The sequence below is a fragment of the Marinobacterium rhizophilum DSM 18822 genome (genome assembly GCF_000378045.1).
In the GTDB taxonomy this organism is placed as follows: Bacteria; Pseudomonadota; Gammaproteobacteria; order Pseudomonadales; family Balneatricaceae; genus Marinobacterium_A; species Marinobacterium_A rhizophilum.
Window position 1 is genome coordinate 129,236 of sequence record NZ_KB899092.1, and the last position, 13,583, is coordinate 142,818.

Sequence of the window (13,583 nt, forward strand, 5' to 3'; positions counted from 1 at the left end):
GCTTCGCCTTTTGTGCCTTCTTGCCTGCCTTTCTGGACAGGCGCAGCGCATTGCCAACCACGACCAGTGAGCTGCCGGACATTCCAATCGCTGCCATATACGGCGCTATAAAGCCGCCGGCGGCCAGCGGAAGGGCCAATAAATTATACAACAGTGCCCAGCCCAGGTTCTGGCGTATGACAGCGCGTGTCTTGCGTGCCAGCAGAATGCCGTCCACCAGGTGACCAAGATCGCCGTTCATCAGCACCGCATCAGCGCAGGTCTTGGCCAGATCGGTGGCCGAGCCCATGGCGATGGATGTCTGGGCGCCGGCCAATACCGGAATATCGTTGATGCCATCCCCCACCATGACAACATTGGCACCGCTGCGTTGCAGGCCATTGATGTGTGCCAGTTTCTGATCCGGCGACATGCCGCCATGAGCGCGTTCGATGCCGAGTGTCTGGCTCACATACTGTACGGCCGGTGAGCTGTCGCCGGACAGCAGTTCGACCGTCAGCCCCAGCGATTGCAGTGAACGGATGCATTCAGCGGCCTGGGGCCTGAGCTGGTCATCCAGTCCAAACCAGGCCAGCGGGCCCTCTGTACTGCACAGCAGCAACCACTGGTTCCGGGTGTCGGGCAGGGCAGGCAAGGGCTGCTGTGGACAGAGTGCGGCGGCAAAATCTGCTGTGCCGATACGGTATCGCTGGCCATCGACACTGCCCTCCAGGCCAAGTCCAAGGTGAGATTCCAGTGTGTCAGCAGGCCGGTCAATGTAAGCATGGAAGGCCTTGGCAATGGGGTGTTCCGAATGGGCTTCCAGTGCCGCTGCCAGGCGCAGGGCCTCATCACGCTTTGAGCCCAGGCATATGACGCTATGCAGGCTCAGGTTGCCCTGTGTCAGGGTGCCGGTCTTGTCAAATACGATATGTGTGGCGCGGGCAAGGCTCTCCAGTACATGGCCGCGGGTAATAAGCAGGCCCTGCTGGCGCAGCGTCCCGGTTGCGGTCGTGAGCGCGGTGGGGGTCGCGAGAGACAGCGCACAGGGACATGTCACGACCAGGACAGACAGTGTGACCCAGAAGGCATTGGCGGGGTCGATCTGCCACCAGACTAATCCGACCAGGCTGGCGGTAAGCAGTACCGCGGCGACGAAATAACTGGAGATCCGGTCCGCCAGCCGGGCGGTGGCGGGCTTTTCGCTCTGGGCGCGGTCCAGCAGCCGGACGATTGCCGAGAGCTGCGTGTCACTGCCCACCTGGCAGATTTCCAGCTCGATGGGGTTCTCGACATTCAGCGTGCCGCCCACCACGGCGTCGCCCTCGCCATGACGAATGGGCAGATACTCACCGGTGAGCGCCGATTCATCGATGGATGAGTGGCCGCGGCGAATAACGCCGTCGGCCGGCAGGCTCTGGCCCGGCTTGACCAGCACCCGGTCGCCGACCTTGAGTTCGCTGGCGGGCACCAGCAACTCTTCGCCATCGACAAGCCGGATGGCGCTGTTGGGCAGCAGGTTGAGCAATGCATTGCCCGCGCGACCTGTACGGTGGCGCGCCTGCATTTCCAGATACCGGCCAATCAGCAGAAAAAAGGTAAACATGGTGACCGAGTCGAAATAGACTTCGCCGCTGTTGGTCAGGGTGGCCCAGACGCTGGCGCTGTAGGCGCCCAGAACCGCGATCGACACCGGTACGTCCATGCTCAGGTGGCGGCTGCGCAGGTCGCGTAACGCTGCCTGATAGAACGGCAGCGCGGCGTAGAGCGCAACCGGTGTGGCTACGATCAGGCTGGCCCAGCGAATGAAACTGACGAATTGCGCATCCATATCCTGCAGCGCGCCGGCGTAGAGGGCGATGGCGTACATCATGACCTGCATCATGCCAACGCCCGCCACGCCAAGGCGGCCGATGGCGCGTTTCTTCTCGCGCTCGAGCAGCTGCTCTTCCTTGTCAGGATGGTAGGGGTGGCCCTGGTAGCCGATACGGTAGATCTGACCCAGCAGGCTGCTGAGGCAGGTCGTGTCCGTATCCCAGCCAAGGCGCATGCGGTGATTGCTCAGATTGACGCTTACATGCACGACCCCAGGCTGTCGCTGCAGGTGGTGTTCGAGCAGCCAGCTGCAGGCGGCGCAGGTAATGCCTTCGATGACGAGGCTTGCTTCACGCGTATTGTTTTCAAGCGTAGTGACAAAGGCCTGCTGGACGCTTGGCAGATCATACAGCGCCAGTTCCTGTGCCAGGGTGTCTGGCAGGGCGCGCCCGGCGATATCTGCTGCGGCGGCCGTTGCCGCGCCGGCCGCTGCCGTACCGGCGCGATGGCGGTAGTAGTCATCCAGCCCGCTGTCGACGATGGTTTGTGCCACGGCCAGGCAGCCGGGGCAGCAAAGGGCACGGGGCTGGCCATCAATCTGCAGCACGAAGCGGGTGCCGGCAGGAATATCGAGTCCGCAGTGAAAGCAGGCCTGAGCCTGCTCTTGGGTGTTGTGCCGGGTGGCGCCGGTTTCCATTGCGCGTGCTGGGGTGGTCATGTTGCCAGTTTTCAGCGTGCCGGTGACAGCTGAATACGCAGCGGGTCATAAGGGGGCTGGATTTCGATGCGCAGGTTCCAGCTGTTGTCCGGCGGTACCACGACCACATAATGGTTGCTGACACTCAGGGTGGCCTGCAAGCTGCCGGTGAAGCGCGTGCTGCCGGGTACGCGGCGCAGTTGCAGGTTCTGGTCGTATTTCTGGTGGATCGGGTGAATGATTTCCAGTGTCAGGCGATCCAGATCATCCGCCACCTTGCCATGCAGGGTCAGGCCGATGTCACCGGTGAGGTCGTCGAGCAGCAGGTCAGCGCTCAGGTTGAGGGCTGCGGCCTCGATGGCGGGCCTGTTGTCGATCTGCAGTCCCTTGGCGACCTTGTAGTAGTCGTCTTTGACGATCCCGTCCGCGGAGGTGATCGACAGATACAGAAAGGTGGTACCGGAGATAACCGAGGCAATTACAGGGGCCAGAATGAACCAGAGCCAGGGCTGTTTATACCAGGGCGCGATGGCCGTGTTGTCTTGCTTCATGATGATCCTTAAACACGCTTAAGCGATGCTGGGCGAACCGGTGTTCGCCCGCGGCGCTATTCTAACCGAAAACCCCGGGGTGCGCTGCTGCGACAAATTGCCCCGGGGTGAGGTAATGATTTGACGATCAGCGCCTTGGGGCAGGCCCCAGAAAGCGGCTTTCGGCATCCAGGCTGATGGATGGGTCATCTATCGCGCTGACGTGGAACGTGATGGTGTAGTTGGCGTGCTGCAGGGCGTCGGGGTCTGCCTGCAGGCGCAGTGCAACCTCGGCCAGTTCTCCGGCGGCTATGTTGAGCTCGGCATCGGTCACCAGTTCCAGTCCGTCGAGGCCGCTGACACTGATCTTGAACCGGTGGTTCTCCTGTCCCTTGTTGGCCAGCTTGAGGGTATAGCTGTTTTCCACTTTGCCATCGGAGGTCTGGGTGAACAGCGGGCCGCGATCGCGCAGTACGTCGACTTCAAGCGGAATGCGGGTGGCGATGGTATAGGCGAAAGCCGCCAGCATGGTAGCCAGGACCAGGGCATACCCAATGAGGCGAGGACGCAGCAGGTGGGTCGTTTTGCCTTCCAGTGCATGTTCGGTGGTGTAGCGAATCAGGCCGGGCTCGTAGCCCATGCGTTTCATGACATCGTCGCAGGCATCGATGCAGGCACCGCAGGCCACGCATTCGTACTGCAGGCCATCGCGGATATCGATGCCCACCGGGCAGACATGTACGCAGTTGCCACAATCAATGCAGTCGCCCAGGCCCTGCGCCTTGTAGTCGCTGCCTTTTTTGCGCTTGCCACGGGGTTCGCCGCGTTTTTCATCGTAGGAAATAACCAGGGTGTCCTGGTCAAACATCACGCTCTGGAAGCGGGCATAGGGGCACATGTAGATGCACACCTGTTCGCGCAGCCAGCCGGCGTTACCGTAAGTGGCCAGCAGAAAAAAGCCCAGCCACCAGGTTTCCCAGGGGCCCAGGTTCCAGCTCAGTACGTCGGGTATCAATTCGCGAATGGGGCTGAAGTAGCCGACAAAGGCAACTGCCGTGGCGGCGGCGATGAGCAGCCAGAGGACGTGCTTGATGGACTTGCGAACCGCTTTTTCCGCCGTCCAGGGCGCCTTGTCGCGTTTCATGCGCTGGTTTCGATCGCCCTCGCAGATGCGTTCGGCCCAGATGAAAAACCAGGTCCAGACAAACTGCGGACAGGCGTAGCCGCACCACAGGCGCCCCGCTACGGCGGTGACGAGAAAGAGTACGAACGCCAGTATGATCAGCAGAAAGGACAGTAGCATGAAGTCCTGTGGCCAGAACGTCATGCCAAATACATAGAACTGCCGGTTGGGCAGGTCGAAGAGCACCGCCTGATGCCCATCCCATTGCAGCCATGAAAAGCCAAAATAGGCGGCCAGCATGATAAAACCTGAAATGATGCGCAGGTTGCGGAACAGGCCCTTGTAGAACTTGACGTAAATGTGCTCGCGCTTGGCGTACAGATCGTAGGTTTCGGCCGCTGCCTTGGCCTGGCTGCTCTTGTGGGTAACGTCTTTGACCGGAATCTGATTCATGCCATTACTCTTCGTTTTACGTGTTGCAAGCGTGCTACTCAGCTGGGTGTCAGCCGGTGTATCGAGAGTCTGTCCGCTGTGGCCGAACGGCGATAATGCTGGGGCCACAGCGGGCAAAGTCCAGTATAAGGGGCCCATAAAAAAGACGATATGATTTACATCATATCGTCTTGATCACAGATCTGCAGTCTGTCAGTTGTGTGACAGGCTGTAAACGTAAGCGGCAATCAGGTGGATCTTGTCATCGCTGAGAAGGTCCTTGTGTGCCGGCATCATGCCTGCACGGCCATTACGAATGGAGTGTGTCACCGCCTCGAAGCTGCCGCCATAGAGCCATACGTCGTCGGTCAGGTTCGGTGCGCCCAGGGCCTGTATGCCCTTGCCGTCCTGGCCGTGACAAGCGGTACAAAGCGCCTGGAACTGCGTTTCACCACGCTGTGCGGCATCTGGATCCACGTCGCGGCCGCTAAGGCTCAGCACGTAGCTGGCGACATCGCGTACGCCTTCTTCGCCCAGTACCGAACCCCAGGGCGGCATGCCGCCAGTGCGACCGTTGGCGATGGTCTGCTTGATGGTGGCAGGCTCGCCGCCATACAGCCAGTCGTCATCGGTGAGGTTGGGGAAGCCGTAAGCACCGGTGCCTGCTGCGCCATGGCAGAGGCTGCAGTTGTTGGCAAACATGCGCTGACCCATCTGCAGGCCAGACTTGTTTTCCTCGCTCTGCAGGTCTTCGATCGACAGCGCAGCGTATTTGGCAAATACCGGCTGATAGACTTCTTCAGCGTGCTGCAGCTCTTCGTCCCACTGACCGTGGGATGTCCAGCCAAGCAGCCCTTTGAAGTTACCCAGGCCCGGATAGAGTGCCAGATAGACCAGTCCAAAGATGATAGTTGCTACGAATAGCTGGAACCACCAGCGCGGCAGTGGGTTGTCATACTCCTCAATGCCGTCGTATACGTGACCTACCGTTGTATCTGTGGATTCCTTGAAAGTCTCGCTTTTGCGAGTCTGGAACAGCAGCAAGGTGCAGCCAAAAATGACTGCCAGGGTAATCACCGTTACCCAAGCGCCCCAAAAAGAACTCATTTTTCCATTCTCCCGTTATCGGCCTTGGCATCCGAAGACTTCTCTTCGTCATCGAAGGGAAGGTTGGCGGCATCATCAAATCCCTTCTTGTTCTTGGGGTGCAGCACCCATGCGAACAAGCCAATGAAGGTGATGAGCATGATCACCGGTATAAAAGGGCCATAGACGTCGTAGCTCACGTCACTTACCGCTTGTTGCTGTATTCGGAGTGTGTTTTACCCAGTGCCTGCAGATAGGCGACCAGCGCGTCGATCTCGTACTTTCCGCTCACCGCTTCCTGGGCGTCTGCAATCTGCTCGTCAGTGTAAGGCACGCCCAGTTTCTGCATGACTTTCAGCTTGGCGGCGGTATCGGAACCGGTGATGCGGTTCTCGAACAGCCACGGGAATGACGGCATGATCGACTGCGGGACTACATCGCGCGGGTTGTAAAGATGCGCACGGTGCCAGTCGTCGGAGTAACGTCCGCCGACACGGTCCAGGTCAGGCCCGGTTCGCTTGGAACCCCACAGGAACGGGTGCTCCCAGACATCTTCGTTGGCAGTCGAGTAGTGGCCGTAGCGCTCTGTTTCAGCCCGGAAAGGTCGAATCATCTGCGTATGACAGACATGGCAGCCTTCGCGGATATAGATATCGCGGCCTTCATTTTCCAGTGCCGTGTAAGGGCGCATGCCCTCGATCGGCTGAGTGGTCGAGGTCGAGAAAAACAGCGGAACGATTTCCGCCAGGCCGCCACCGCTGATCACGAGAATGATCAGCAGCACCATCAGGCCGATATTTTTTTCAATTGTTTCGTGTTTGATCATCGCTAATAGCTCCTATCGGCCTCAAGCGGTCTGTGCGGCCGTGTCGGCTGCCGGCGCGCGGCTGCCTTTACGCACTGTCTGCCAAGTGTTGTAGGCCATCAGCAGCATGCCTGTCACGAAGAAGGCGCCGCCCAGCCAGCGTACGAAGTAACCCGGCTGGCTTGCGGCCAGGGCTTCCACGAAGCTGTAAGTCAGGGTGCCGTCTTCGTTGACTGCGCGCCACATCAGACCCTGCAGGATGCCGTTAACCCACATTGCGCAGATGTAGAGTACGGTGCCGATCGTTGCCAGCCAGAAGTGCGCATTGATCAGGCCTACGGAGTACATTTGCGACTTGCCCCACAGGCGCGGAATCATGTGGTAGGTGGAGCCGATGGAGATCATGGCAACCCAGCCGAGCGCGCCGGCATGTACGTGGCCAACGGTCCAGTCGGTGTAGTGCGACAGTGCGTTGACTGTCTTGATTGCCATCATCGGGCCTTCGAAGGTCGACATGCCGTAGAAAGACAAAGAGACGACCAGGAAGCGCAGGACCGGGTCGGTGCGCAGTTTGTGCCATGCGCCGGACAGGGTCATCATGCCGTTGATCATGCCGCCCCAGGAGGGTGCCAGCAGGATAAGGGACATGACCATGGCCACGGACTGGGTCCAGTCAGGCAGCGCTGTGTAATGCAGATGGTGGCCGCCGGCCCAGATGTAGGTCGCAATCAATGCCCAGAAGTGGACGATCGACAGGCGGTAGGAGTAAATCGGGCGTTCGGCCTGCTTGGGTACGAAGTAGTACATCATGCCCAGGAAACCCGCGGTCAGGAAGAAACCTACCGCATTGTGGCCGTACCACCACTGCACCATGGCATCGACGGTGCCAGGATACACGGAGTAGGATTTAAACAGTGAAACCGGGATCACCAGGCTGTTGACGATATGCAGCACCGCCACAGTAATGATGAATGCCATGAAGAACCAGTTACCCACGTAGATGTGAGAGGTTTTGCGGTTCTTGACGGTGCCCAGAAAGACGATCGCGTAGCTGATCCAGACCAGTGCAATCAGAATGTCGATCGGCCACTCGAGTTCGGCGTATTCTTTGGTGGACGTCAGTCCCATGGGCAAGGTGATAATTGCCGAAACAATTACGGCCTGCCAGCCCCAAAAGGTAAATTTGGCCAGAGTGTCGGAGAATAACCGTACCTGACACGTACGCTGAACCACATAATAAGACGTGGCAAACAGGGCAGAACCACCGAACGCGAATATAACCGCGTTGGTGTGTAATGGACGAATGCGTCCAAAAGACAACCAGGGCGTATCAAAGTTTAGTGCGGGCCAGACCAGCTGGGCTGCAATAAAAACCCCAATGGCCATACCGACGATACCCCATACCACCGTCATGATGGCAAACTGTCGTACCACCCTGTAGTTGTATGTCGGGTGTTCAGTTGCTGTGCTCATGTCAGGCTCTCATCAACAAGCTAGTGAAAAGGAAAACGTTCCGGCGGCAATTATCTGGGAACGCATCTTTGTTTACAATGCGAAGCCTTTGGTGAATGCGGTAGATTGTCGCACCCAGACTTCGCAGCAGATTGTACTCGATTTCGCCGCTTTGCGAACCGAAAATATTTAACGTGTTGAAAGATATTAAGATTTCTTTCGTCAAAAAATCGTATTTACGGCGATAAAAGCGTCGATTTTACGGCTTTTATGACATCCTTGGCTCTTTGGGTCAGGCCTAAAGTCGTAGTTGTCGATGCCTTATGTTTGATTTGGATCAAAATGCCAGAGCTTGGAATCTTATGTATGAACGAACATTCGGCGTATTTAACTGACGGGCAGCCAGACAGAGGCCGTATTCTATTCGCGCACGGTGCCGGTGCGCCCATGGATTCTGACTTTATGCAGGCCGCGGCGCTTGGGCTTGCCGATGCCGGCTTTCAGGTGATGCGGTTTGAATTCCCCTATATGCAGGCCAGAAGGGCAGATGGTCGGCGCCGACCGCCCAATCGGATGCCGCAGTTGCTTGATTACTTTCGCGCGCGCATTGACGAGCTCGATGATGGGGTTCCGCTGTGGCTGGCGGGCAAGTCCATGGGCGGGCGGGCGGCTACCCTGTTGCTGGCCGAGGTGCCTGCGTACGTGCGTGGCGCGCTGGTCTTTGGCTATCCGTTTTATGCCGTGAAAAAGCCGCAGCAGCCACGCATCGAGCATTTGGCTCAGCTGGATTTGCCCGTGCATATATTTCAGGGTACGCGGGACGCTCTGGGGAGTCAGGCGCAGGTGGAGTCCTTTGCGCTGTCGCCCCAAGTGCGGCTTCACTGGATGGAAGACGGGGATCATGACCTGAAGCCGCGCAAGGTGTCTGGTTTTACTCAGCAAATGCATCTGGCGACAGCATTTGGCATTGTCGCCAGGCTATGACTCCGTATAAGTACTGGCGCTGTTCAGTGTTCGAGCAGTGTGATTTTTTCGTCGCTGGTAAGCATGGGGTTGATCGTTGCCATGGCTTCCTGGCGTTCTCCTGAACGTGCCCAGCGCTGCCAGTCCTGAATGGTGCGGAAAGTGGCGAGCACCACGCGGTGATTGGGGTTTTGGGTGTCGTGCAGGGCTTCGCCGGAAATAAAACCGTGCGCTTGCATGGCCTTGGTGAGTGTTGCCCGGGCGGCTTTTTCATAGTGATCGGCAAGGTCGTCGGCGATATACCGTTCAATCAGGACGCGGATCATGACAGTGCTCCTGTCTGGCAGTCGAAGTGTTACACCTGCCTTAAGCGTAATGACTTTCCGTCCAATCGCAATGCCTCTGTGGCTTTCTCTGTGCATCCATATTTGCGACAATGGCCGCGTTCGAGATTAACTGGTGAATAAATGGGCAATATAATACCCGATCAGGTGATGGATGCGTGCGGACTCTTCTGTCCGGAGCCTGTCATGTTGTTGCATAACCGGGTGCGTGAGCTGCAGGCGGGGCAGGTGCTCGAAGTGCTGGCCACGGATCCATCCACGCAGCGAGACATTCCAAAATTCTGTAGCTTCCTGGGGCACGAGCTGTTGGCCCAGAAGGTGGAAAATGACCAGTACCGATACCTGATACGCAAGGGAGCCGGTTGAGCCCGATGAATGAAAATGTAAATGCAGCAATTGAACAGACCGAGCAGTTGCTTGGTGAGCTGGATCAACTGCTGGAACAGCGCGAACAGGTTCGCGTCGATACCCCGAAGCAACAGTCCGAGAGTGTAAACGTGAACGACGTGGCAAGTACCGCTAACACCAAATCCCGTTCCAAAAACCGGGTCGCAAATCAGGCAGCGCTGAAGCTGCTGATGGAAACCTACCCCAAGACGTTCAGCCGCACCGAGGTCAGGCCGCTCAAGATTGGTATTCAGGAAGACCTGCTGGCGGATGAAAAGATTGCCAAGAACAAGATTAAGCGCGCGCTGGCATCCTATGTGCGTACGCTATCTTATTACCGCAGCCTTCAGGCGGGTGCTGCGCGCATTGATTTGGCGGGTGAGGCCGCAGGGGAAGTGTCCGAGCAGGAAGCCGAACATGCGAAGGGCAAGCTGAAGGAAATTAACCGTCAGCGTCGCGAGCGTGAACAGCAACAGCGCAAGGAACAGGCCGAGAAGGAAAAATCTGAGCGCCTGAATAACAAGCTTGAACAGTTGGTGAATCTCAAGGGCCGCTAGGGAACCGGGGTTACGTTCACCGGCGCTTTTGCCCGCGGCGTTTTTATCTGGCGGGTCTTGCGCGGTTGAATTTTCACAGCAAGGCCCAAATGAGTGTGTAAATCACTGTTTGGGTCTGCTGCCGTGTCTGAATCATTAAATCTGTGTTGTCCTCATTGTCTGGTCACCAACCGCGTTCCGGCGCAGCGTCTGGCCCAGGGGCCGCGTTGCGGTCGCTGCAAGCAGGCGCTTTTTGCCGGGCAGCCGGTTGAAATTGCCAGCGCTGCATCTTTTGATAAGTTGGTCGGCCAGACGGATATTCCGGTGGTGGTGGACTTCTGGGCATCCTGGTGCGGGCCCTGCAAGATGATGGCGCCGGTGTTTTCAGCGGCGGCTGCAAGGCTTGAGCCGCAGTATCGTTTTGCCAAGGTCGAGACGGAAAAGCTGCCTGCGTTGGCGCAACGTTATGCCATTCGCAGCATCCCGACATTGCTGGTGCTCAAGGGTGGGCAGGAACTGGGGCGCCAGGCCGGTGCCATGGATCCGGGCGGACTTGAGCGCTGGCTGCGTTCATTCAGCTGATGCTTGCACCGAGTCGATGCGAGGTGTGGGTCTGGCGTCTTAAGGTTTCCGATTTACGCACAATAACACCGCCGATAAATCCATAAGTACTGTTTGAAAACGCCGCTGCTCTCCAGCGGCGCTTTTTTGTGTGTTATGTGCCTGCGGGCTTAACGCAGCGGGGCGGGTGTGCCGTGCAGGAAGCCCTGGGTGGCATCGATTTTAAGGCGCAGCAGCTGGGTCAGCTGGCTGGTGCGCTCCACGCGTTCGGCGTAGGCGGCAATATCCAGGCTGTGCGCCACGCTGACCAGGCTGCTGACAAAAAACTGATCCTGGGCATCGCTATCGATATCGTGCAGCAGGGAGCCGTCGATCTTGATGTAGTCGGGCTGCAGTTTATACAGATAGCCAAATCCGCTGGGGTGTACGCCGAAGTTGTCGACACCAAAACGGCATCCCAGTTGGCGCAGTGCGGTGCGCAAGCCCTCGATATCCGCCAGGTTATTGAGTACCGAAGATTCGTTGAGTTCAATGCACAGCCGGTCCGGCGCCGGCAGTGTTGCCAGACGCTCAAGCAGCCACTGGCAAAAGCTCGCATCGGTCGCCGACTCGTTGGACAGGTTGATGGCCAGTGACGCGGCTGACGGGTTCCGCTGCAGGTAATCAAGCGCGTGATTGACCACCGCGCGGTCCATGTCGGTCATCAGGCCCAGCTCGCGTACCACGCTGATGAAATCACCGGCACTGCAGGGGCTATTGTCGCGGTTGAGTATGCGGGCGAACACTTCCCTGTGAAGCTTTGTTTCGTCTCTCGCAATAACGGGCTGGGCTTGCAGGAATATCTGCTGCTGGTCGATGGCGGCGGATACATGGGCGTGCCAGCTTTCGTCAATCGGCTGCGGGTCGCCGGCTGCCTGGAAGTAGTGAATGCGCTTGTGATCCTGCATGGCTTTTTCGATAGCCAGTTGCGCGTTGGATTGCAGCTGGGCCGCGCCTGTTTCATCGTTGCCCAGTGCTATGCCTATGAAAAGCGGCGCTTCGGTGTGGGTCTCGGACTGGCACAACTGCTGGTAGTTCTGGTCGATGCTCGTCAGAAGACCGGTTGCGATGCGTTGCAGCTGATCCGGCGCTGGTCGCTCCAGCAGCAGAGTGAAGTCGGCGCCACTGAGACGTCCGATGACATGATCGCCTGCGCGGGTGCCGGTTTCGCCAAGCTTTTCTGCCAGCAGGCGGATGAAATTGTCGGTTTTCTGGGCGCCCAGAGCCTGGTTCAGGTCTTGCAGCTTATCGATGTGTATATAGAGCAGGGCGCAGGGGCCGAAGTCCCGCCGGTAGTCCAGTCGTTCGCCGAGCTGGGCCCGTGTCGCGCGCGGGTTTGGCAGGCCCGTAAGATCGTCGCGGTATGCCTGGCGGCGCAGTTCCTCGATATTCTGGCTTTGCTCCTCGAACATCTGGTGCACCTGGCGCACCATCTGGTTCATGGCCTCGACAACGCGACGCAGTTCCCGGGTTTTCGGAATGCGGGGTTGTTCGATGTACTGCTTGCGTGTCAGGGCAATGGCCTGTGCTTCTACGCCCTTGAGGGGCCGCAGAATGACTCGCAGTAACAGCGCGATGGCGAGGGTGGACAGCAGGGCCAGAAACAGGAACCAGAGCAGCGTTTCCTGGGCCACGCGCCAGTAAGCCTGGTAGGCGTAGCCGGGGTGGCCCTGCACAAAGATGGAGCCACTTTTTGTCCAGTTGTAGGTCACTTCGCGGGTCATTGCCGGTGGGGTGAGCTGTACCAGGTTGACGAACCACTCGGGTACAGTGTTGCCAATCACCGGTGCGGTCGACTTGCTGAACAGCATGTCGCCGTTCGCGGTGACCACGTCAATGCGCTGGTAGAAGCCGCTGTCGAAGATGGCGTTGACCGTGGCTTCGACCGTGGCGGCATCGCGACTGGCAATATAGGGTGCCAGGTAGAGTCCCAGGTGTGTTGCGGTATCAAGAGCGTGGGATTCCAGCTGGTTGGTCAGCATTCGTTTTGAGCTGTCCGACACAATATAGATCGTGCCGCTGGCCAGTCCCAACATTACCGCGAGCGTTGCGGCGATCAACTGGTTTACGAGTGACATAGTCTCTTCCTGTGTCTACTAGTCATGCTGTTGATTGATCCTTGATTGCACCTGAACCCAGGGCTTGAGCCGATCCGGCGAGCCGACAAGGTCGGCGCGACGTCCTTTTTTGCTCAGCCAGAGATTGTCGCCGTTAAAGCTGTATACGTGCACCAGGTCCGGGCGCTGACTGGCGGGTTTTATGTCTGGTATCAGGTTGTCCAGAACCAGCGGAATAGCATCGGGCTGTGGATAGTAGGTTAGCACCATATGGGCCTGATTCAGGCTTATGGCCTTGACGTAGGCGATGCTCATCCTGTCGATCGGGACGCCCAGTTCGCGCAGGGTATAGTACTTGGCAATGGAGAAATCTTCGCAGTCGCCGCCATTGGTCACGAGGAATTCCACCGGCGTGGCCCAGTAGTCCGTCTTTTTCCAGTGAGCGATATCATCGAGAAAACGCACCTGGTTAAAGAAGCGGTTCACTTCGCGCAATTGGGTGGTTTCGTCGGCGTCGGCAAGGTCAGTGAGAAGGCGCTGCCAGGCTGCAAGGCGGCGCCGGGCAGGTTCACCGTAGGTTCGGCCAAGTTCGTTGATGGTCGCCTGGCTGAGTCGAACGCCGGTGTCGTTGTCGGCCACGAGCACAAGGCTGGCAGCGCTGGCCAGGAGCATGAACAACTGAAGCAGTGTGCGAAGCCCAGGCCTGGGGCCCGCGCGGTTCTGCTGATAAAGTCGCTGCAATTGCACTTGGCACGTCCTGATCCCTGGAAGCATCAT

At 58.2% G+C, this 13,583-nt stretch carries 14 protein-coding genes; 4 read left to right on the top strand and 10 right to left on the bottom strand.

Going from position 1 to position 13,583, the window contains the following annotated elements; genetic code table 11:
- The 7 genes from F451_RS24900 to ccoN all read right to left on the bottom strand — a co-directional run.
- Positions 1-2,512 (bottom strand): heavy metal translocating P-type ATPase metal-binding domain-containing protein (locus tag F451_RS24900; RefSeq protein ID WP_083928352.1); only part of this gene is annotated, 2,512 nt, incomplete at its 3' end.
- Between the two features lie 11 nt (positions 2,513-2,523).
- Entirely contained in the window at positions 2,524-3,042 is a 519-nt protein-coding gene (locus tag F451_RS0105430; RefSeq protein ID WP_020680339.1) for a FixH family protein, read from the bottom strand.
- Positions 3,043-3,169: 127 nt separating this feature from the next.
- Positions 3,170-4,597, bottom strand: coding sequence for a cytochrome c oxidase accessory protein CcoG (gene ccoG / locus F451_RS0105435; RefSeq protein WP_020680340.1), 1,428 nt, complete (start codon positions 4,595-4,597; stop codon positions 3,170-3,172).
- A gap of 192 nt (positions 4,598-4,789) precedes the next feature.
- On the bottom strand, positions 4,790-5,683 hold the full coding sequence (gene ccoP, locus F451_RS0105440; RefSeq protein ID WP_020680341.1) for a cytochrome-c oxidase, cbb3-type subunit III: 894 nt from the start codon (positions 5,681-5,683) through the stop codon (positions 4,790-4,792).
- Positions 5,680-5,862 carry a cbb3-type cytochrome oxidase subunit 3 gene (locus F451_RS0105445; RefSeq protein WP_020680342.1) on the bottom strand — a complete coding sequence of 61 codons (183 nt, stop codon included), beginning with the start codon at positions 5,860-5,862 and terminating at the stop codon, positions 5,680-5,682. The genes ccoP and F451_RS0105445 overlap by 4 nt, the downstream gene beginning before the upstream one ends.
- A 5-nt stretch (positions 5,863-5,867) precedes the next feature.
- Positions 5,868-6,488 (bottom strand): cytochrome-c oxidase, cbb3-type subunit II, encoded by a 621-nt coding sequence (gene ccoO / locus F451_RS0105450; protein ID WP_020680343.1) that lies wholly within the window; start codon positions 6,486-6,488, stop codon positions 5,868-5,870.
- Positions 6,489-6,509: 21 nt separating this feature from the next.
- Complete coding sequence (gene ccoN / locus F451_RS0105455) at positions 6,510-7,940, bottom strand: cytochrome-c oxidase, cbb3-type subunit I (protein WP_020680344.1); 1,431 nt, start codon at positions 7,938-7,940, stop codon at positions 6,510-6,512.
- A gap of 345 nt (positions 7,941-8,285) precedes the next feature.
- Here ccoN and F451_RS0105460 point away from each other — a divergent pair, with 345 nt between their 5' ends.
- Positions 8,286-8,903 carry an alpha/beta family hydrolase gene (locus F451_RS0105460; protein WP_156826382.1) on the top strand — a complete coding sequence of 206 codons (618 nt, stop codon included), beginning with the start codon at positions 8,286-8,288 and terminating at the stop codon, positions 8,901-8,903.
- A 23-nt stretch (positions 8,904-8,926) separates the two neighbouring features.
- On the opposite strand, the gene F451_RS0105465 is transcribed toward F451_RS0105460, so the two are convergent.
- Complete coding sequence (locus F451_RS0105465) at positions 8,927-9,208, bottom strand: antibiotic biosynthesis monooxygenase family protein (RefSeq protein ID WP_020680346.1); 282 nt, start codon at positions 9,206-9,208, stop codon at positions 8,927-8,929.
- Between the two features lie 141 nt (positions 9,209-9,349).
- Between F451_RS0105465 and tusA the strand changes: the two genes are divergently transcribed.
- The 3 genes from tusA (at position 9,350) to trxC (ending at position 10,731) form a co-directional block, all read left to right on the top strand.
- A complete protein-coding gene (gene tusA / locus F451_RS0105470) occupies positions 9,350-9,592 on the top strand; it encodes a sulfurtransferase TusA (RefSeq protein WP_026291525.1) in 243 nt (80 codons plus the stop codon).
- Positions 9,593-9,597: 5 nt separating this feature from the next.
- On the top strand, positions 9,598-10,170 hold the full coding sequence (locus tag F451_RS24905; protein ID WP_020680348.1) for a ProQ/FINO family protein: 573 nt from the start codon (positions 9,598-9,600) through the stop codon (positions 10,168-10,170).
- A 123-nt stretch (positions 10,171-10,293) separates the two neighbouring features.
- The gene (trxC, locus tag F451_RS0105480; protein ID WP_020680349.1) at positions 10,294-10,731 is read left to right on the top strand and encodes a thioredoxin TrxC; all 438 of its coding nucleotides are present in this window, start codon (positions 10,294-10,296) and stop codon (positions 10,729-10,731) included.
- A 149-nt stretch (positions 10,732-10,880) separates the two neighbouring features.
- Here the strand turns inward: trxC and F451_RS0105485 are convergent, their stop codons facing one another.
- Together F451_RS0105485 and F451_RS0105490 are read right to left on the bottom strand one after the other, a co-directional pair.
- The gene (locus F451_RS0105485) at positions 10,881-12,827 is read right to left on the bottom strand and encodes a bifunctional diguanylate cyclase/phosphodiesterase (RefSeq protein ID WP_020680350.1); all 1,947 of its coding nucleotides are present in this window, start codon (positions 12,825-12,827) and stop codon (positions 10,881-10,883) included.
- An 18-nt stretch (positions 12,828-12,845) separates the two neighbouring features.
- Positions 12,846-13,553: a transglutaminase-like cysteine peptidase gene (locus F451_RS0105490; protein WP_020680351.1), complete on the bottom strand. Its 708-nt coding sequence runs from the start codon at positions 13,551-13,553 to the stop codon at positions 12,846-12,848.
- Positions 13,554-13,583: the final 30 nt, after the last annotated feature.